This is a genomic window from Sulfurimonas marina (assembly GCF_014905095.1).
Taxonomy (GTDB): Bacteria; Campylobacterota; Campylobacteria; order Campylobacterales; family Sulfurimonadaceae; genus Sulfurimonas; species Sulfurimonas marina.
On the sequence record NZ_CP041165.1, the window covers coordinates 2,030,164 to 2,049,580 of the forward strand.

Genomic DNA, 19,417 nt, shown 5'->3' on the forward strand with positions numbered 1-19,417 from the left:
TCGGAGCTATTGTTATATTATAATACAAAAGTTGAAAAAAAGAAAATTTTATAAAGTTTTGGAAGAAAACCTAAGAAGTTTTAGATTTTATATAGATTGTGCCTGAGGAGAGATAAGGCTAGGCTAATAGCCTGCCATTCTCTCATCTGGTGCAAGATGCGTGAAAGCTAAAGCTTCGCTATTAAACGCGAGCTTCTTCACGGCGGTTTAAGTACGCCCAGTTAGCATCTACTCTATCTTGCCACTCTTTGATAAGGTGTTTGTACTCATCTTTGAAAAGGTGTTTGAAACGACCTTGAGCCGCTAAGTACTCTTCAACAGGTACAACATTTTTAGGACGGTAAGTGATGTTTAACTCATGTCCGTCAATGATCTCATATAGTGGGAATACTAATGAGTCAGTTGATAAATCACTTAAGTACATAGTATCTTTTGGATCGAATTTCCACTCAGTTGTACAAGGTGAAACAGCATTGATAAATACCGGTCCATCTACTGCGAAACCGTGTTGGATTTTCTTAACCATGTCTTTCCATTTATTTGGAGCAACTTGTGCAGAGTATGGGATACCATGAGAAGCCATGATTGAAACCATATCTTTTTTGTTTTGTTTTTCACCGTAAGATACGCGTCCAGCTGGAGCTGTCGTAGAACTTGAACCAATTGGTGTAGATGATGAACGTTGACCACCTGTATTTGCGTAAACTTCGTTATCTAAAACAACGTGCATGATGTTATGACCACGTTCCATACAACCAGAGATCCATTGGAAACCGATATCGTAAGAAGCACCGTCACCCGCGAAAGATACGAATTTAGGATTACGATCAGGTTGTTTTAGTCTACCTTTACGAGCAAGTGCTTTATGCATAGCTTCAGCACCAGCAACTGCAGTTGAACCATTCTCAAAACCGATATGGATCCAAGAAGCATCCCATGAAGTATATGGGTAAACTGCCGTACAAACTTCAAGACATCCCGTTGAAGCTGAAAGTACTAAGTCATCGTTTGTAGCATTTAAAACTTCACGAACGATGATAGAGTGAGCACAACCAGGACAAAGAAGGTTAGCACCTTCAAATCTATCCGCTGAAGTTGAGAACTCTTTTAAGTTTTTAATTTTTTTCATTTCACTCATGATAATGTCCTATAAAAATGATAGTTTCGGTCCACGAACACCGATAAACTGTTGTAATGGAGTTGTAACTTTACCAGCATCAACATTTGCCTGAAGTTCAGTAAATAGATCAGTTAAATGTGCTTTTGTTAAGTCACGACCACCAAGACCATATACATAACCAGAAAGTAATGCTTTTGTATCTGTGTTGAATAATGCACCTGCAATTTCGTTAAATAACATACCTGGAGCACCATTTGGAGATGAACGGTCTAACGCTGCAATAGCTTTCACATCTTTAAGTGCCGCTTTAATTTGCTCAAATGGGAATGGACGAATAACACGGATACCAACAACACCAGCTTTGATACCTTTTGCTCTCATCTCAGTTGCAACTTCACGAGCAGTCTCAACTGAAGTACCCATACATACAACTGCTACATCAGCATCAGCCATATCGTACTCTTCAACGATGTTGTATTTACGACCACTTAATTTTTCAAACTCATCAAATGCAGTTTGAATTTTTGGAAGTACTTTAGTCATAAGGTCATTGTGTTGACGAGCTTTATGCTCAAAGTGCCAATCTTCCTCTGTTTGTACACCGTGTGTTACAGGATGTTCAAAGTCAAGCATATCATTCATAGGTTTAAAGTCACCTACAAAGTTATACCCTTGATCATCAGTTAAAGTTTTTACACCTTGTGCAGTATGTGAAGTCATGAAACCGTCTTGGTGAACCATAGCCGGTAATCTTACATCATGATCTTCTGCAACTTTAAATGCAATGAAGTTTAAATCATAAGCATCTTGTGGGCAGTAAGCATCAAATTGAATCCAACCAGAATCACGACCAAGGTACATATCTGAGTGGTCACCGTTTACGTTAAGCGGAGCAGCAAGTGCACGGTTAACAACATTTAAAACGATTGGTAAACGCATACCAGACGCTTGGTATAAAGTCTCTACCATTAGTGCAAAACCTTGAGAAGATGTTGCAGTAGCAACACGACCACCCGCAGCTGCAGCACCGATACATCCAGACATAGCTGCATGTTCAGATTCAACCATAACAAATTCACCCTCAACGTAGTTATCCGCTAAGAATTTTGCATACCCTTCAACAATTGGAGTAGAAGGAGTAATAGGATACGCAGCAACAACATCGATTTGACATTGTCTCATTGCTTGAGCAGCAGCGAAGTTTCCATCCCATACTTCAATGTCTCTTAATTCCATTTTATCAAATGCCATCTATTTCTCCTTAGTTTCTTTCTCTGGCCATCTAGCAATCTCAGTCTCTTCGTCTGCGTGCTCTGGGAACATTAAAAGTGATTTAGGGTTTGTTGGACAAACCTCAACACATATACCACAACCTTTACAGTGGTCCATATCTACACCAACCATTTTTTTATCTCTAGAAATAATAGAGATATCCGGGCAGTAGATCCAACAAAATTGACAATCGATACAATAGTCTTTGTTGAAAACCGGTTTTTCAATTCTCCAGTCTGCAACAGATGCAGAGAAAGAGTTGTTTTGAGAATAATTACGATCCTCTTGTAATGTTCCGGCGATATCATCAATACCACCGTCAAAAGAACGTAACATAGCTCCTATTTCAAATTCATTCCAACCTGTATTTGCCATTATACGCTCCTTACTTTACTTCGTCATATGCACGCTGAATAGCGACCATATTTGCATCGATAATTTTTTGTGGTAGTTTTGCAAGAATTCTTTGCATACTTTCTTTGAAGAATTCAATGTCATACATACCAGAAATTTTCATGAAAGCACCTAGCATCGGCGTATTTGGAATAGGACGACCGATAGTCTCTTGTGCAATCTTAATACAATCAACAGTATAAACTTCTTTATCTGCTAGCTTTGGCTGAGACTTTTTTAACTCTTCTGTAGTCATGTGAGTTGTAATAATATATTTTGTTGTATCTTTGTGGTTAATAGTCACATCAGATGTGTAAACTAATGCTGGGTCTATCACGAAAACATAATCAGGTTCCATATATTTTTCATGATTCATAATCATCTCATCGTCAACACGGTTGTACGCAGTCATTGCAGCACCACGCTTAGCTGAACCATAGAATGCAAATGCTTGTACATGCTTACCAGTTGTAGAAATTACGTCCGCTAAACCTTTAGCACCTGTAACGGCACCTTGACCAGCACGACTATGCCATCTGATTTCTAGCATAAATTCTCCTTAATCTTTTCGAGAAATGTGATTTTCTCTATACTTTTAGATGTTAGTATTTTAGAAAAGATGCACTTAAATATAGCTTGATAATATAATATAGATTACTTTACAAGTTAATTGTGTGTTTCTTTTACACTCTTTAGGTATTTAATCGCCTCATACGCGTTGTTAAAAATGGTTTTAGTGTGTTTTTCTAGAGTATTTTTTACCCCATATCCGCTTAAAACGCCTATTGAATTAACCGAAGCGTTTTGAGCACTTATTAGATCTAGTTCAGTATCCCCTATCATCCAAATATTTTTTTGTTGAATATTTGAGAAAGATTCTAAAGCTTTTTGTATCGGTTCTGCATGAGGTTTTGGATTTTCAACGTGTTCACGCCCTATTAAAACTTGAAACTTTTCCATGATTCCGAAATGCTCCATCAGCACTTGAGAATATTTTCCTGTCTTTGTAGTAACAATACCGAGCTCTGCAAACTGACTTGCCAGCTCCACAGCTTCTCTTGCCTGCGGTAAAAGTTCAGTCTTTAGTGTTGAAATTTTTCTGTAATGTTCTTTGTAAGTGTCAACAAAATCCCAAACCCTTTCCTGTGCTACACCAAGATCACTAAACATTACGTCTAAAGGGTGTCCAATCAATATTTTTATCTCTTCGTCGCTTGGATGGGGATGGTTATGAGAGTCAAATGAGTGGTGGAACCCTTCTAAAATAGCCTCAGTCGAGTCTATTAGGGTACCGTCTAAATCGAAAAGGATAATCATTAGAATTTGTAGTTTGCAATCACTCTGTATTGCGCCAGTTTAATTTGTTCTTTCATATTTCCGTCTTTTAAGATACCGCTGTTATTTTCTACCCAGATACCTTTTAGTGCTATAGAAAAATGTTTGTCGTATTTATATCCAAGCACTACATTGTAATCTCTTTGGTCTTTATCAAATCCTGCTCTTGAATTTGTAGTATTTAAAAATGAAAGAGTCGTTGAAAATCCTTTATAGCCAGTAAAGTCAAAACCTTGTGCATATGCAAGTTTAACCCCTTGTGAACCACCGATATATACACTGTCTGCATTAAGAGCCGAACCGTAAATAGACTGGAAAAGATCGTTTGACGTGATCATGTTTGTAAAAAGCGGAGTACCGTCCCACGGTAATACTAAAGAATCGTGAGAACCTTCATCTCTTAAAACATTTGAATAAGCAAGTGTAAATGCAGACTCGTCAATTTTCGCAGTTGCTTTGATCGCAAAAGCATTTACATTTATTTTTCCATCTGCTATTTTGCCATCTGAATAAGTTTCATTTGCTGCAAAAAAATCATCGGCACTTCCAACACTAAACTGATTAATATACTGTGCAGCCAATGTTGTTGCAACATTGTCAAACTTCTGCGTAATTTTTGCATCTAAGTAGATTGAATTCATAAAGTCAGTAGCATAATACTCGTATGCTCTTACCTCAAACTTATCTGTTTTAAATACACCGTCAAGCATATAAACATTCCCGTTATCAGAACCTGTGACTGCCACTGTATCTGCACCTAATGCATGCTCAATAATTTTTGTAAATCTGTCAGACGTTCTTTGTTTAAATTTATCTAAGTAAGAAAAGCCGAGGGCAATCTCATCATTCACTTTATAATCTACAAATGCACCTTCAACAGCAGATGGAAGCATTCTTACCTCTTTAGCATCTACCAGTGGAGAGTGCATCACTTCTCTACCAAATGTGAATGCTAAATTGTCGTATGTGTATTTAATATACGCTTCACCAAGCACTGAGAAAGAATCATCTGCTCTGTTAGGATCACTGTAATATGTACCGTTATCTTTCCCAAGAATAGAAGTATCTACTTTTGTTACATCATTATTAAGAAAAAAACCATTCGTTGTCATAAATGTAACTTTGGCACTAAACCCTTTTAACTGTGCCGTTTCATATGTTAGTTGCCCACCAAGTGAGTTGGCATTGGCTGATGTACTTGAAGTAGATGTATCTTTATCTGTTTGGATGTAGTAGTATTTTACGTTTGCGTTTACATTCCCCTCTGTAAACATCTTCTCTACACTGTTTACTTCATTCGCAGTTAATAAGCTCCCCGCAACCAGTAAACTTCCTAGTAATTTTTTATTCATTATTTCCCCTATATGATTCAAAAGCGGCGATTTTAGTGAAATTATGATTAAAAAATTCTTATTTTTCCCATCGGATATAATTATGCCATATTCCGCTAAGGGCAGGTTCAATATTTTTTATATCTTTATTGACGGCAGTTATTGAGTTTGGAATATATAAAAAGAGATAGGGATTGTCATTAGTTATGATCGAGGACATCTCTTGCCACACTTTTGCCAATGCTTTTCGGTCAACCATAGCCTGTGACTCTTCGATCATCTTATCTATCTTTTTATTTTTATATCCTACAAGGTTAAATCCACCTGTTTTATCGTTATCACTATGCCAGAACATGTACGGATCAGGTGTAGGGGAGAGTCCCCAGCCAAGAAGTACGGCATCAAACTTATGTGGGAATACTACTGTATTTAAAAATGCCTGCCACTCCATTACTCTGAGCTTTACGATAACTCCTGCCTGTGCTAATTGGTGTTGCAGAATCTCTGCCGCGTATGGTCTAATCTTACTCGAGTTTGAAGTTACTATCTCAAAAGTAAAAGGGTTGTTTTCATCATACCCTGCTTTTTTAAGTAGATGCTTTGCTTTTTGTATATCTTGCTTCGGTGCTTTTACATCCGGATTAAAAGCTGCACTTCCCGGTAAAAACGGTCCCGTACAAACCTTAGCATGTTTAAAAAAAAGAATATCTACCAACTCTTGTCTATCTATTGCTAAAGAGAGAGCTTCTCTTACATCCGGATTTTGAAACTTTTCCTCTCGTAAATTAAATCCGAGATAAGTATATGAGAGTGAAATTTTTTCATAAATATTGAAGTTATTGAAAAACTCTTTATTTAACTGTCTTTCATACGCCATAGGTTCAAGTGAACCGAGATCGAGCTTAGAAGATTTTAACATCAGAAAACTTGTCATAGAATCTGCGATCACATGAAAAGCAATTTTGTCGATCTTTGCTCTCCCTTCAAAATACTCGTCAAATGCTGTAAGTTCGATATCTTTTGAGAACTCTAATTTTTCAAGTTTATAAGCCCCTGTCCCAATCGGATTTGTATTAAACTTGGAACTCATCATATTTTTTTCATTTTTTAAAATATGTTCGGGGATAATCCCCATCATCCAAGTCTCTAATGCTTTAAAATAAGGTTTTTTATAACTTACTTCAACCGTATAGTCATCAATAATTTTCACATCATCTACAAAGCGAAATCCAGAACTGTAAGGAGAAGAGATTTTGTCCGATATCAGAGTTTTGTACGTAAAAAGTACATCTTTTGCACTGAAGGTTTCTCCATCATGCCACTTTACACCTTTTCGCAACTCAAACACTAAAGTTTTATCATCTTTAAAGTAGTAGTTTTGAGCCAAATCTCCGATGATATTTTTATTGTCTTTGTCATATTTTAAAAGACCGTTAAAGATAAATCCCGCGATCTCTCCCGAGCTGGAATCAGTTGCAAGCAAAGGGTTTAGTCTTGAAGGGTTTGCCGAAGTTGCAAGATGCAATGTTGATGCTATAAGATTGAATGTAAAAATAAATATTATTAGAAATTTCATTGGGGCATTATATACAAAAAATTTAAAAGGAAAAATAGAAAGAGAGAATATCCAGAGAAAAACTCTGGATAAGTTGTAAGAAAAGTTTTCTCGAAGAAACGATTAACGTTTTGAGAACTGACGAGAACGACGTGCTTTTCTTTTACCTGGTTTCTTACGTTCAACAACACGTGAATCACGAGTCATCATACCTTCAGGTTTAAGGATAGCTTTTAACTCTGGGTTAAATTTTACTAATGCACGAGAAATACCGTGGCGAAGAGCGTCAGCTTGACCACCGAAACCACCACCTAAAGTAGTAGCAACGATATCTACAGCACCATCTTGTTTAGTAATGTTTAGTGGTTGTTTAACACGAAGTTTTTTCGCTTCAAGACCACCTAAAAATGCGTCTAAAGAAAGACCATTTACAGTAATTTTACCGCTACCTGGAGTTAACCAAACTTTAGCGATTGAGCTTTTACGACGACCAGTTGCATAAATTTTTTCTGCCATTATATGAGTCCTTACTTAGCAATTTGTGCAGTGTGAGGATGTTGGTCACCTGCATATACTTTTAATTTTTTAAGCATTTTTGCACCAAGCTTAGTTTTAGGAAGCATACCACGAGTAGCTAATTTGTATAGTTTCTCAGGGTTTTTCTCTAAAAGCTCAGTCATTTTAACACTTTTTGTACTACCGAAGTAACCAGAGTGAGAGTGGTACTCTTTATTAGCGATTTTACCTAAACCGTTAAATTTTACTTTAGAAGCATTGATGATAACTACGTAGTCACCACAGTCGATATTTGGAGTATAACATGGTTTGTTTTTACCACGAAGAGTTGTTGCCACTTCACTGATTAAACGACCGAATGTTTTACCCTCTGCATCAATCAAAACCCATTTTTGATCGATCTGTTCAGCAGAAGCAATTTTAGTAAATTTCATTCTTGAACCTTTCAAGTTTATATTTTAAGTGGTGGAAGTATACAATTATAAACTTATAAATTACTTAATTTAAGTTAATTATAAGATTTTAAGAACTGTTAATAAGTTCGTTGTGAAAGTTTGTTTTGAAATTTTACCATAAACTGAACAAAACTATCGTTATATACTAAAAGACATAATGTTTTTTTCAGTAGAACTTTTGTATAATCGAGAATCAATTATATTATATAAAATTAAAGGAAAGTAATATTATGCTTAAAAAGTATGCTTTTTTATCTATTGCTTGTGGTTTTTTAAGTACACCTGCACTTATAGCAGAGACACCAAAATCTGCGATTAAATCAAATGGTCAAATGATTTATTTTGAGAAACAAAAAGATGTAAACAGTATTAAAGATATGTTTAAAGAGGGAAATTTCTACGGAAGACTAAGAAACAATAACTTTTATTTTTGGTACGATGATTCTAAACCAAATAAAGATTTTCTTGTAAGTGGTGTCGGTGCAAGTTTAGTTTATAAAAGTGCAAACTATAACGGTTTTGACTTTACGATTGGTTCTTATGGAACTTATGCATTTTTTAACGATAGTGCAGAAACTGTGAGTAATCTTGGAGGCAGAAAAGATTTGCTTAGCAGATTTGACTACGTAAATACAGGTTCAAAATCTCTTTATACTTTTGCACAGGCAAATATCTCATACAAATATTCAAAAACAAAACTGATTTTAGGTCGCCAGATTGTTGAAACATTCTATACAAAATCAAATGATACGAAAATGATTCCAAATACTTTTGAAGGTATTGTTCTAGAGTCTAAAGATCTTCAAGACACAAAAGTTAAACTGGCATACTTGACAAAACAAAAGTTAAGAGATCATAAAAATTTTCACTCAGTACTTATGTATGGTGATGCAAATGCATCAAGTGCTCAAAGCCCCCAATATACTGGTAATGATGATTCTGGTATGCATCAGGGTTTAACATATACAGCACTTAGAGATGCGGGAAAATCAACTACAGCTCCGTTAATTGTACTCGATGCGCAAAACAACTCTATTGAAAATCTACAAATAAATTTTGCAGGATATATAGTACCTGAACTTTTATCTCAAGCGATGGGTGAGTTAAACTATAAAATAGATATGGGAACTTTTTCGATCAATCCCGGTGTAAGATATATCCAGCAGTTTGACAATGGAGCAGGTGCAGTTGGTGGTGCTGCTTTAGATGGAACTCCAACTGGCTATAAAGACGCAAACTCTTTAGATGCACAAATGATTGCTGCAAAAGTTGTTACAAAATTTGACGATTATAAAATCAATCTGGGATATTCAAATATTTTAGACAAAGCAGATCTAGTAACTCCATGGAGAGGATTCCCAACTGCAGGATATACAAGAAGTATGGCGATCTATAACTGGACAGCAAATACTAAAAGTTATAGAATTGAGCTAGTTAAAGGTGATAATAAAACAGGTGTTTATAAAGATGGTTTCATCCAAACATCTATACTTTATGTAAATGGTGATCATGCAAAAACTTCGAGTGATGATTATATGTATTACTATGCGGGATATGTCAAAAACCTAGAAAACTATCCTGAATTTCAATATCGTGTACGTTTTGGTTATAAACAATATATTCAAGACGCTGATGCACAAACAGATAGTATAGACTCAAGATTAGAGTTTAACTACACTTTTTAAAGGAACAGTTATGAGTGACTTCATCGCAACGATCATAGATATACAATCGGTACAGAGTTTACACCTTGTTAAACTAACGTTTCAAGGGCACAATCTATCTATGATCTCTTTAGAGTTAAGCGATGAAGTGGAGGTTGGTGCAGATGTAAAACTCTGCGTCAAACCATCAAATGTAACTTTAACAAAAGAGTGTACAGAAGAGATAAGCATCTCAAATCAATTACCGTCTCAAATCTCATCTATTGAGTTTGGAGAAATTTTAACAAGTGTGAAACTTGATTTTTTTGACTACCAGTTTGAGACACTAATGACAACTCACAAAGCAAAACAGATGAATTTACAAGAAGGAGATGAGATAATTGCACTAATTAACGAAAGTGATTTATCTATCTCATCGGTACTATAAAATATGAACCTATTATATGAGCTTGATCTAGAGCCTTTTATACTCTCTTTTAAACTTGCAGCTATTACTACACTGGTACTGTTTATAATCTCTTTACCCTTTGCCTGGTATCTTTCACAAACACGTTCAAAATTCAAACCTTTTTTAGAGAGTTTGACTGCCTTACCAATAGTACTGCCACCTTCAGTACTGGGATTTTATATACTTGTAGCACTCTCACACAATTCACCTATCGGTGCATTTTTTGAGGATGTTTTCGACATTAAACTTGTTTTCTCTTTTACCGGTTTAGTGGTTGCCAGTGCTTTTTACTCTCTGCCGTTTATGGTGCAACCTCTTCAAGGGGGATTTGAATCTCTTAATAAAAACATGATTGAAGCTAGCTATATAGCGGGAAAAAGTAAAACTGTAACCCTTTTACGAGTAGCTCTGCCAAATATCAAGCCGGCACTACTTACTGCTGTTATCGTTACTTTTGCACATACTGTAGGGGAGTTTGGTGTGGTTCTAATGGTTGGGGGAAGTATTCCGGGTGAGACTAAAGTTGCATCTGTTGCTATCTACGAGATGGTAGAGATTATGGACTATTCAATGGCGCATATCTATTCGGCTATTATGGTGTTTATTAGTTTCTGTGTCCTTTTAAGTGTCTACATTTTCAATCGCAGATATCAAAATAAGATCGGTATTCATTAATGGTAAATATAGATATAACAAAACAACTTCAAGGTGCGTCAGGAGATATGAACCTTGATGTAAAACTTCACATTAAACAGGGTGAGTTTGTAGCCCTAAGCGGAAAAAGCGGAAGCGGAAAAACTACACTGCTTAGAATCCTTGCAGGACTTGAACAAGCAAGCGGTGAGATTTCAGTAGATGAGAAAATCTGGCTCGATCGTAAAAACAACCTTGCTCCGCAGCAAAGAGAGATTGGATTTGTATTTCAAGACTATGCCCTCTTTGAAAATATGAGTGTAGAGGAAAACCTTCTCTTTGTAAACAAAGACAAAACCCTTGCAGAGCATCTTTTAGAAGTCACAGAACTTACCGAACTTAAAAACAGACTTCCACATAAGCTTAGCGGCGGACAGAAACAACGCGTGGCCCTTTGCCGTTCTCTTATGAACAGACCGAAGATTCTACTTCTTGATGAGCCCCTTTCGGCACTTGATCCCGCTATGAGGACAAAACTGCAAAACGAGATACTGACACTTCATAAAGAGTTCAATATCACAACCATTATGGTAAGTCACGATCCAAGTGAGATCTATCGACTCTCATCACGGGTGATTGTTTTAAATGAGGGGAAAGTTATAAATGACGGCTCACCAAAAGAGATACTCCTTAAAACTACAGGAAGTGCAAAGTTCTCATTTGACGGGGAGCTTTTAGACATCATAAAAGTAGATGTCATAAACATTGCCATTATCTCGATCGGACAACAACTTGTAGAGGTTGTTGTAAGTGATGAGGAGATAAAAAACCTCACCATCGGTCAAGCGATCAACGTAAGTACAAAAGCATTTACACCGATCATAAAAGCTTAGACTTTTTTGAGCTTGATTCCGTTACCTAAGAGGTAACACAGGTACCCTTCAACTTTTTCGTTGGTGATCTCGCTCACAGCTCTCATATACCCTTTTACCTGTTTTTTGTACTCATCTTCAAACTGTTCACCCGTTTTGTAGTCGATGATTACCCACGAGTCCTCTTTTTTCACAAGGAGATCAATATAGCGGAGATTGTTTTTATACTTAATCCCTTTCTCTTTGTAATGCACTCCATCAACAAGATCTAAAAATTCTCTATTTTGTACAAGTGCGTTAACCCGTCTTTCGAGCTCACTAAACTCACCCTCTTCTAAAGCAAATCCAAACTTATTCGCACACATATCTAAAGCGCCTTCAATTGCCACCTCATCAAAAGAGTCCATCATCTCAAGTGTATAGTGCGTGGCAAGTCCGAAGTTGATGTTTGCCAGGTCCTCCTCTTTTTCCTCTTCTAACGCGAGAATCTCTGCCTGTGTACCGTAATAAAGATCTTTATAGTGAAACTCCCCGTATTGCACCTGTTTCTTCTTCTCTTTTACCTCACAGTGAAGTTCACCGAAAGAGCCATCTTGCAACTCTAAAAGATCAAAGAGCGAATCTTTAGTTTTTTTCACGATAAAGAGGTTTTCACGCGCTCTTGTAAAAGCAACATAAAGGGCATTTAAACTATCCTCTTCGATCAAAGCTTTCTCACGCGCAAGTGCTTCTGCATAATCAAGATCTATCTTGTCTCTGCCGCTTATTCTCAGGTAGATACTCTGTAAGTTGATACCATCATATTTGTAGATGATGCTATCACGAGATGGTGGTGCTTTTTTGAGTCTGTCCATCACGATCACGTGCTCATACTCCAAACCTTTTGACTTGTGAATAGTAAGCACCCTTACACCGCTGATGTCACTTGCAGCTGCCGAGACATCTAAACGCTCATACTCAAACAGAAGCGCTTCTATATCTTGGTAATTTTGCACAGCAGACATAAAACGAAGCAGGTGAAAATCGTTTTCAAAGAGCTCATATCTGTCTATAACGTTTTTAATAACATCAAGGAGGTTCACTCTGTTAAAATCAACTCTCTCGATCGGTTCAAGCTCTCGTGATATCAGGGTAAAAAAGTTATGTCTGTAAAGCTCTTCTCCGAAATAAAGATACTTCAAGTACTCCAAAACAGCTTTCACACTGCGTTGATTGATAAGCTTTGTCGTTGTCTCGGTTACAACATCTATCCCATTACCGTCAAGAAGGTTTTTCACCGCCTCCCCGTCACCGTTGGTTGCACAAAGAATTGCGATCTCGTCACGATCAGCACCGAGTGCTAAAAGGTTTTGTACCTGTTCTAAAACTTCTTCTAAAACCTCATCGTTAGTTTTGATCGAGACATAACCGCCAACAGCTTCATCGCGTACAAGTTGTGGGGTATAGTTTTTTATCTTCTTAATAAAAGTGTTGTTAACAAACTCTACAACCTCTTTTTGTGAACGGTAATTTGTACGAAGTTTATCCACCTGAGTGGCGTTTTGTTTTGCCACTTCCCCAAAGAGCGCTGAAACTCCCCCGCGGAATCGGTAGATAGACTGTTTTACATCCCCTACAAAGAAAAAACTTCCCTCTTCTGAAACACCCGTTCCCGATGTGATCTCGTTGATAAGCGGTTTTAAGATCTCATACTGAATGATACTTGTATCTTGAAACTCATCAAGGAGCATATGTGTGATCGTAGAATCAAGTCTGAAGTATAAAAACTCGCTGTCATCTAAACGGTGTAAAATCTCATATACTAACAGCGTTACATCTGAAAAACTTAGTTCACTGTCATCTATATAGAGCGCTTTTTTCGATTTTTTATAGAGCTCTACCAGCTCGTTTAAAGCGTAAAAGAAGTTCTGCTCCCTCTGGTGAAAATACTCCTGTATAGCCTCTTGGATCACCTGCAGATTGCTATCCATTTCAGGGATATAACACTTTTTAAATACCCAGTACTCTAAAGTCTCCTGATACACCCAAGTGGTGCTAATTAGTGCTTCAAAGCCATCCACGTTAACCGCTTTTTGCAAAGTAGCCGAAGCACCTTTACATCCCGCAACGATCTTTTGAATATTTTCTAATGCTTCAAGTGCTTTAGCCTCATAGCTTTTGTCAAAGCTCTTTGTATAAGAGAAGTTTGAAAGTTCCTCTTTTTTCTCATAAAACTGGTTTAAAAGGGTAAAGATATCACTCACTCTTTTTTTCGACTCAAGACTTAGATCGATTAAGACATTTCTTTTATTCGCAACGCTTACTTCAGACAGAAAACGGCTCATCAGTTTGTGTTCATGTTGTGCAGAGGCTGTTGTAAAATCCGGCATCAATGAAGCGTATAAAGAGAACTTACGAAGTATGTGAGTGAAAAAACTATCGATCGTCATAATCTTGGTATTTGCACTTAAAAACTCTTTTAAGATCTGTGTTCGATGCTCTAAAAGATACTCTTTGGAAAAACCGGTAACTTTTGCGATCTCTGCAAGTTCACCTCTGTTTTCAAGCTCTTCGAGAGTCTCAACAATACGCTCACTCATCTCCGATGCCGCTTTGTTTGTAAAGGTAAGTGCCAAGATTTTAGAAGCCTCAGCCCCTTTGAAAAGTAAAGAGAGGTAACGCACGACAAGCATAAAAGTTTTACCGCTTCCCGCACTCGCTTCGTAGGCTAGATTGTTTATGAAATTACTCATCCCTACTCCCTACCACACAAAATTTTATAAGCACAATATTGACACGCTTTTGGATCTTCACACTCTTTGACTTCTATATCTTCAACAAGTAAAAGGTCTTGGATATGGGACTGTAAAAGTGCAATCTTCTGCTCTAAAAAGAGTTCATCCACCACTTTACCCTCTTTGAGATCGTAAAAGGCACACTGTTTTACACGTCCGAGTTTTGTTGCTAAAAGATAGTAGAACTCCAGTTGGAAATCCGTTGCTTCGGTGACGTTGTTTTTATTGTAAAGTGTGTAGGAACCTGTTTTATAGTCAAGTACACTCATACCCTCTTCGCTCTGGTCCACTCTGTCAAGCACACCGCTAAGGATAAGCCCGTCATATTCAAGCTCAAGTGGCTCTTCCGTTTTAAACACATATTGCCCCTGTTTAAAACGTTCTATCTCCACTTCACAAAACTTTCGGAGTACCCTTTTTTGCAGTGCGATCTGGTAACGAATAAACTCACTATCCTCACACACGTTATCGAGCTCTTTTTCAAGATCACGTTGCAACTCCTGAACATCTAAATAATGATCTTTTTTTGTATAGAGATTGCATAATGCTCTGTGAACGTGTTCTCCGATCTCATACTCTTCGGGGATATCTTTTGGAATCTTGTGATCTTGGAGTTTGAGCATATAGTTTAGATAAAACTTCTTCTTACACGTCAGATATGTTTTAAGCTTCGTATTTGAGAGTTTTTGCCCGTGGAAACTATATGGCACGGTAAATGGTTTTGACTCTATTAAAGGGGCTGTACGTTTATTAAAAAGCAACTGTGCATAACTATGTTCATCGTAATGTTTCTTCTCTTTTATCCCTAACTGTTTTAAAAAGCGGCTCGGATTTGTATCACTTGCATTTACATAAGAGATAGCAACCTCTTTGGAGTTGATAAGGAGCATATTATAGTAATGTTTCTGGAGGTTTTCCCGATCAGACATAGTTGGAAGTGATGCCTTTTCCCTGATGCTAGTATTTAAGAACATATCTTTGTCACTTTTTTTCGGAACGTTCCCCTCGTTAAAGTCAACGATCACAACTGCATCAAAAGAAACTCCACGGCTTTCCAATACACCCATTACGGTTATCTTACCACCGCGTACGTCATCTATAGTTGTTTTGCCAAGGCGTTGCATAAAAAGGTTCAAAATAGACTTTGAGCCCATGTTTTTCATAAAAGGGAGTACTTTTAAAAAGGTGTAAAGCTCTTTGTCGTAGATCTTTAGTTCCGTCTTATCTGTTATAAACTCACGCAGCTTATAGAAACACTCTTCAAGCACTGCAAAGTTATCACGTGCCCCATACATCTCTATAATTATCTCTGAGAGCTCTTTACCGAATCTTTTACTTCTATGTATGTTCTCTTGTGAATCTTGCTCTAACGCTTTTATATTTGCATCTAAGAGGGTATAAATCTGAGAGTTTCTAAAAGATGTCCCCATTGCAAAGTTGAAATTCCCTTTGCGATCGAAACTTTTGAGCAGCTCCGCTTTTGATTCATTTGGAAGAATTACAGCTATCTTCTCAGCTTCATATCCCTTTTGTATAAAGTCGTACACCCTCTTTTGAATAAATGCGATCTGTAAGATATCTTCACTGAAACTCTCGCAAGAGATTGCATCTATCTTTTCAATCTTAGTTTGTGAGAGTATCTCTTTGTTTGAGAGGTTTAAAAGGTATTCATACCCTACTTCAAGTTCAAACTCTAACTCTCTAAACTGTTCTTGCATTTTGGTATTGAAAGGGCTGGCGAAAAACTTTATCTTTAACTCTGTTAATAATGCGACCTGCTTCAAGAGTTCAAGCTCAAAATTTGTAAGGTATCCGTCAAGGTTTATAGTTATGCTCTTTTTACCTTTTAAATAGCTAGCATTAAACTTGTAAAGTTTCGGTAAAAAGATCTTATCTAGTACTTTCTGCTCATCACACAAAAGCTCATAACGTCTATAAAGCTCTTCTAAGATAGTGATATGCTCCTCATACTCTGCATACAAGTCGGCATCACGCAGTTTTTTGATGTCATATAGCTCTGCACTGAGCTCCTCAAAAAATTTAAATATATAAGAACTGTTTTTTGTAAAGGTAAAAAAGTTACGCTCAATTTGGAGTTTTGAGAATCCTTCAAAATCGGAAGCCTGTAAAAGTAATAATATACGACTGTCATCGTCAATATATTTATATCCCGAAACGACACATAACTTTGAGATAAACTCACTCATAGTTATATAGTCAGGGAGAAAAAGTGTTTGATTTTTGTTTTTAAGTTGCTCGTGCCTAATAGCACGAGAAGAAGAAAAAACTACGGTACTATTATCCATAGTTAAAATTCAAATACCTCTTTTATTCGAGTATCTGCTTTTAAGTTGTAAAATCTATAATCATCTCCAACTTGCACACGAGCAATGATGTTCCACACACCAACTTTTGGAAATGTAGCACCTTCAAATGTATATACACCCTCTTTTACCGTAAAAACATCTAAAAGCTGATTGAACTTTTCAGTCTCCGGACGAGAGATATCTATAATAATTTCCGCATTATCTATTAAATTACCGCTTTTATCTGTAATTTTATATTTTATTTGCGGTTTTTCAACACCAATACTTTCAGTTATATATTCAATATTGTATTTTTTATCAAAATTGATCTGTGCGTTGATAAACTCATTTGCTCTTGCATCAGCTTCTTGATATTTGCTCATATATGCATTGCTTTCTTGAATGTCTGCCTTACTTGTAACCATAATAGTTGCTACACACATTCCGAAAACTAGAGTAATTGAGCCACCTAATATATACGGCCAGATTTTACCGCTACTCTGCTTGCTCATTTTTTAGCCTTCTTAATTCTATTTTTTTTCTAATATATAGAACTATACCATACAAAACAAAACCGTAGAAAAACACTTTTACCCAGAACAGTGTCTCTTGATTTGCATCACCAGGGTCATTTTCTAATTTCACCTCTTTAGATGTTGCGATCTGATGCGCAATATCTAAGTAACCATTGTACATAGATGCCGCATATTTCCCAACGATCTGCTCATTTTTAGCTTTTCCCGCTAAAAGAGGTAAAATAGTCCCGCCATAGTCTTTACGCAGCTTATTAAAACTTTCCCAGCTGTCTGCATATACTACAGCAATTAAAAATGCCTGTACAGCAGATGAAACAGGACTAAGTACCTGATCTCTATGAAAATACTTATATAAAGTGTTATCGTTAACTTGAATATCAACCTGTGCATCCATCTCCGAAAACATCAGTAAAACTGTAGGTTCTTTAAATGTCGCAAGTAGTTCTTGCTCATACTTATACATATCTTGATTATCAGGTAGCTCTTTCAACATTACAAGCTTAAGTGAAATACCTGTTTTTGCATAAAGTTCAGATCCCAGAAGTTCTATATCTTTTGTAAATGGTTCACGATGAACTATCTCATCTTTATATAAATATTCTGCAAAAAGTTGTGATTGAAATAAAATTGTGAGGACGAGGGCAAAAAGCCCTCTTGCTAAAATTCTCAATGAATCTTCCTAGCCAATATATAAATGGTTAGGAGTTACAACAGCATAAAGTGTGTACGCAGCCATTACAACAAGGCTCCATGAAATTACTTTTTCCATTCTTTACCCCTTTTCCTATTTAACTTCAACTGGTACGACATGGTCTTCAGCTTTTGATGTTACGTGAGGTGTACCATCAGCTTGTGTACCGAAGCCGATACCTGATCCAATTGCAGTTTCATTTTTAATTTCGTAAAAGTTATTTGAGTTTGCATTTTGTACAACAATAGCATTGTAAGTTAAAAAACCTAAAATGCTAAGAAGTAGTACAGTTGCAATCAACATACCAGTTACACCGTCAAGAGCGAAAACACTTCTATTTTCATTCATGTTATTCTCCTTCTAAATCATCAGTATCAGGTAATCCTGCACTAATGTAAGCAGCTGCAGCTTCTCTTTGTTTTTCATTTAATCTAGCAAATGATGGCATAGCACCGATAGCACCTTTTTTACCATGAGCTAAAACATTAACAACTAAAGCAGAATCAAATACAGCGATGTTTGGTCCCATATATTCAACACCTTTACCATCAGCACCGTGACACATTGCACAAGTACCAGCAAAAACGTCAGCACCTTCACCTTGCATACCGTTAGCTACATAGTTTGAAACAGCTTCAATCTCTGCATCAGTAATGTTTGCATTAGTGTTAGCGTTAAATAGACCATCACGATTTGGCATCATAGAACCTTCGCCTAGTAATCCGTATGCAGAACCGTTTTCAATTACGTGTTTTACATTTTCAGCAGAAATTCTTTCGTGTAGGTTAGCAGCTTTACCGTCTAAACCTTTACCGTCTACACCGTGACAAACTTTACATTCTGCAATAAATACAGATTCACCCATTTTGATAAGTTCGTTACCTTTAATATCTGCATATTTCTTTTCAAACTTATCTTGGTGTGCTTTTACATCTTCATTGTACTCACCGATTTGAGAGTATGCGTTTACTGGATAACCAGCTACAAAATACCACATACCCCAAATGATAGTTCCCATGAACATAATAGCCCAACCCATTGGAACTGGGTTTTTGTATTCACCGATATCATCCCAAGACTCTTCTGCTAGCTCACCTGTAGCAGTATCAGTTTGCATTTGGCGAACATACTTAATAACAACAAATACTGTAATTATTACAAGTGCAACTGCACCAGCAGCAGCAAGCATGTTGACGATATCATCATTTAATCCACCCTTAGAACCACCAACAGATAGGTATGTTAGTAATAACATAAGAGCAGCAAAGATAATTCCCCCAAGCGTTAGCTTATTCATATATCTCTCCTATTTATCTTTTTTATCAGATACAGATTTCACTGGAGTGTCATCTATATCATCATTGAGTGCCATATTACTGTAGTCTTCGTAATCAGTACCCGACTCATCTTTTTTATTTTTGTAGAGATGGTATATATATCCATACAGACCTACTACTAAAAATACTGTAAAGAAAAAGTAAGCATAACCTTGAATTTCAGTAATATCCACACCAAA

General features: G+C 36.7%; 20 protein-coding genes. 4 read left to right on the forward strand and 16 right to left on the reverse strand.

From position 1 onward, the window contains the following. Positions 1-181: 181 nt before the first annotated feature. The 9 genes from FJR03_RS10345 to rplM all read right to left on the reverse strand — a co-directional run bounded on the left by FJR03_RS10345 (position 182) and on the right by rplM (position 7,956). Complete coding sequence (locus tag FJR03_RS10345) at positions 182-1,138, reverse strand: thiamine pyrophosphate-dependent enzyme (RefSeq protein WP_193113429.1); 957 nt, start codon at positions 1,136-1,138, stop codon at positions 182-184. Positions 1,139-1,147: 9 nt separating this feature from the next. Continuing rightward, positions 1,148-2,371, reverse strand: coding sequence for a 2-oxoacid:ferredoxin oxidoreductase subunit alpha (locus FJR03_RS10350; protein ID WP_193113430.1), 1,224 nt, complete (start codon positions 2,369-2,371; stop codon positions 1,148-1,150). Further along, positions 2,372-2,767 (reverse strand): 4Fe-4S dicluster-binding protein, encoded by a 396-nt coding sequence (locus FJR03_RS10355; protein WP_193113431.1) that lies wholly within the window; start codon positions 2,765-2,767, stop codon positions 2,372-2,374. A 10-nt stretch (positions 2,768-2,777) separates the two neighbouring features. Beyond that, positions 2,778-3,335, reverse strand: a complete 558-nt coding sequence (locus FJR03_RS10360) for a pyruvate flavodoxin oxidoreductase subunit gamma (RefSeq protein ID WP_193113432.1) — start codon at positions 3,333-3,335, stop codon at positions 2,778-2,780. A 116-nt stretch (positions 3,336-3,451) separates the two neighbouring features. Then, entirely contained in the window at positions 3,452-4,102 is a 651-nt protein-coding gene (locus FJR03_RS10365) for an HAD family hydrolase (RefSeq protein WP_193113433.1), read from the reverse strand. Next, positions 4,102-5,472: an OprD family outer membrane porin gene (locus tag FJR03_RS10370; protein ID WP_193113434.1), complete on the reverse strand. Its 1,371-nt coding sequence runs from the start codon at positions 5,470-5,472 to the stop codon at positions 4,102-4,104. Before FJR03_RS10370 ends, FJR03_RS10365 begins: the two co-directional genes overlap by 1 nt. A gap of 58 nt (positions 5,473-5,530) precedes the next feature. After that, positions 5,531-7,027 carry a peptide-binding protein gene (locus FJR03_RS10375; protein ID WP_193113435.1) on the reverse strand — a complete coding sequence of 499 codons (1,497 nt, stop codon included), beginning with the start codon at positions 7,025-7,027 and terminating at the stop codon, positions 5,531-5,533. 102 nt (positions 7,028-7,129) lie between these two features. Beyond that, the gene (gene rpsI, locus FJR03_RS10380) at positions 7,130-7,522 is read right to left on the reverse strand and encodes a 30S ribosomal protein S9 (RefSeq protein ID WP_193113436.1); all 393 of its coding nucleotides are present in this window, start codon (positions 7,520-7,522) and stop codon (positions 7,130-7,132) included. An 11-nt stretch (positions 7,523-7,533) separates the two neighbouring features. After that, positions 7,534-7,956, reverse strand: a complete 423-nt coding sequence (gene rplM, locus FJR03_RS10385) for a 50S ribosomal protein L13 (protein ID WP_193113437.1) — start codon at positions 7,954-7,956, stop codon at positions 7,534-7,536. A gap of 251 nt (positions 7,957-8,207) precedes the next feature. Between rplM and FJR03_RS10390 the strand changes: the two genes are divergently transcribed. The 4 genes from FJR03_RS10390 to FJR03_RS10405 are packed head-to-tail and all read left to right on the forward strand — an operon-like array spanning position 8,208 to position 11,615. Next, on the forward strand, positions 8,208-9,662 hold the full coding sequence (locus tag FJR03_RS10390; protein WP_193113438.1) for an OprD family outer membrane porin: 1,455 nt from the start codon (positions 8,208-8,210) through the stop codon (positions 9,660-9,662). A 10-nt stretch (positions 9,663-9,672) separates the two neighbouring features. Beyond that, positions 9,673-10,068, forward strand: coding sequence for a TOBE domain-containing protein (locus FJR03_RS10395; protein WP_193113439.1), 396 nt, complete (start codon positions 9,673-9,675; stop codon positions 10,066-10,068). Positions 10,069-10,071: 3 nt separating this feature from the next. After that, positions 10,072-10,764 (forward strand): molybdate ABC transporter permease subunit, encoded by a 693-nt coding sequence (modB, locus tag FJR03_RS10400; protein WP_193113440.1) that lies wholly within the window; start codon positions 10,072-10,074, stop codon positions 10,762-10,764. Continuing rightward, entirely contained in the window at positions 10,764-11,615 is an 852-nt protein-coding gene (locus tag FJR03_RS10405) for an ABC transporter ATP-binding protein (RefSeq protein ID WP_193113441.1), read from the forward strand. The genes modB and FJR03_RS10405 overlap by 1 nt, the downstream gene beginning before the upstream one ends. On the opposite strand, the gene FJR03_RS10410 is transcribed toward FJR03_RS10405, so the two are convergent. The 7 genes from FJR03_RS10410 to FJR03_RS10440 all read right to left on the reverse strand — a co-directional run bounded on the left by FJR03_RS10410 (position 11,612) and on the right by FJR03_RS10440 (position 19,411). After that, the gene (locus FJR03_RS10410) at positions 11,612-14,326 is read right to left on the reverse strand and encodes a RecB-like helicase (RefSeq protein ID WP_193113442.1); all 2,715 of its coding nucleotides are present in this window, start codon (positions 14,324-14,326) and stop codon (positions 11,612-11,614) included. The genes FJR03_RS10405 and FJR03_RS10410 overlap by 4 nt on opposite strands. 2 nt (positions 14,327-14,328) lie before the next feature. Beyond that, positions 14,329-16,674 (reverse strand): PD-(D/E)XK nuclease family protein, encoded by a 2,346-nt coding sequence (locus tag FJR03_RS10415; protein ID WP_193113443.1) that lies wholly within the window; start codon positions 16,672-16,674, stop codon positions 14,329-14,331. A 2-nt stretch (positions 16,675-16,676) separates the two neighbouring features. Continuing rightward, positions 16,677-17,186: a FixH family protein gene (locus tag FJR03_RS10420; protein WP_193113444.1), complete on the reverse strand. Its 510-nt coding sequence runs from the start codon at positions 17,184-17,186 to the stop codon at positions 16,677-16,679. Next, entirely contained in the window at positions 17,170-17,880 is a 711-nt protein-coding gene (locus FJR03_RS10425; RefSeq protein ID WP_193113445.1) for a 3-dehydroquinate dehydratase, read from the reverse strand. The genes FJR03_RS10420 and FJR03_RS10425 overlap by 17 nt, the downstream gene beginning before the upstream one ends. A gap of 114 nt (positions 17,881-17,994) precedes the next feature. Beyond that, positions 17,995-18,249 (reverse strand): DUF4006 family protein, encoded by a 255-nt coding sequence (locus tag FJR03_RS10430; RefSeq protein ID WP_193113446.1) that lies wholly within the window; start codon positions 18,247-18,249, stop codon positions 17,995-17,997. A gap of 1 nt (position 18,250) precedes the next feature. After that, positions 18,251-19,198, reverse strand: a complete 948-nt coding sequence (locus FJR03_RS10435) for a c-type cytochrome (RefSeq protein WP_193113447.1) — start codon at positions 19,196-19,198, stop codon at positions 18,251-18,253. A gap of 9 nt (positions 19,199-19,207) precedes the next feature. Next, a complete protein-coding gene (locus tag FJR03_RS10440) occupies positions 19,208-19,411 on the reverse strand; it encodes a cytochrome c oxidase, cbb3-type, CcoQ subunit (protein ID WP_193113448.1) in 204 nt (67 codons plus the stop codon). Between the last annotated feature and the right edge of the window lie 6 nt (positions 19,412-19,417).

Bases quoted from the DNA above. Each gene is read 5' to 3' on its own strand.
- FJR03_RS10355 (WP_193113431.1), bottom strand. From the start codon at position 2,767: ATGGCAAATACAGGTTGGAATGAATTTGAAATAGGAGCTATGTTACGT.
- FJR03_RS10435 (WP_193113447.1), bottom strand. From the start codon at position 19,198: ATGAATAAGCTAACGCTTGGGGGAATTATCTTTGCTGCTCTTATGTTA.
- FJR03_RS10405 (WP_193113441.1), top strand. From the start codon at position 10,764: ATGGTAAATATAGATATAACAAAACAACTTCAAGGTGCGTCAGGAGAT.
- FJR03_RS10375 (WP_193113435.1), bottom strand. From the start codon at position 7,027: ATGAAATTTCTAATAATATTTATTTTTACATTCAATCTTATAGCATCA.
- modB (WP_193113440.1), top strand. From the start codon at position 10,072: ATGAACCTATTATATGAGCTTGATCTAGAGCCTTTTATACTCTCTTTT.
- FJR03_RS10410 (WP_193113442.1), bottom strand. From the start codon at position 14,326: ATGAGTAATTTCATAAACAATCTAGCCTACGAAGCGAGTGCGGGAAGC.
- FJR03_RS10395 (WP_193113439.1), top strand. From the start codon at position 9,673: ATGAGTGACTTCATCGCAACGATCATAGATATACAATCGGTACAGAGT.
- rpsI (WP_193113436.1), bottom strand. From the start codon at position 7,522: ATGGCAGAAAAAATTTATGCAACTGGTCGTCGTAAAAGCTCAATCGCT.
- FJR03_RS10415 (WP_193113443.1), bottom strand. From the start codon at position 16,674: ATGGATAATAGTACCGTAGTTTTTTCTTCTTCTCGTGCTATTAGGCAC.
- FJR03_RS10420 (WP_193113444.1), bottom strand. From the start codon at position 17,186: ATGAGCAAGCAGAGTAGCGGTAAAATCTGGCCGTATATATTAGGTGGC.
- FJR03_RS10370 (WP_193113434.1), bottom strand. From the start codon at position 5,472: ATGAATAAAAAATTACTAGGAAGTTTACTGGTTGCGGGGAGCTTATTA.
- FJR03_RS10350 (WP_193113430.1), bottom strand. From the start codon at position 2,371: ATGGCATTTGATAAAATGGAATTAAGAGACATTGAAGTATGGGATGGA.
- FJR03_RS10345 (WP_193113429.1), bottom strand. From the start codon at position 1,138: ATGAGTGAAATGAAAAAAATTAAAAACTTAAAAGAGTTCTCAACTTCA.
- rplM (WP_193113437.1), bottom strand. From the start codon at position 7,956: ATGAAATTTACTAAAATTGCTTCTGCTGAACAGATCGATCAAAAATGG.
- FJR03_RS10365 (WP_193113433.1), bottom strand. From the start codon at position 4,102: ATGATTATCCTTTTCGATTTAGACGGTACCCTAATAGACTCGACTGAG.
- FJR03_RS10430 (WP_193113446.1), bottom strand. From the start codon at position 18,249: ATGAATGAAAATAGAAGTGTTTTCGCTCTTGACGGTGTAACTGGTATG.
- FJR03_RS10360 (WP_193113432.1), bottom strand. From the start codon at position 3,335: ATGCTAGAAATCAGATGGCATAGTCGTGCTGGTCAAGGTGCCGTTACA.
- FJR03_RS10390 (WP_193113438.1), top strand. From the start codon at position 8,208: ATGCTTAAAAAGTATGCTTTTTTATCTATTGCTTGTGGTTTTTTAAGT.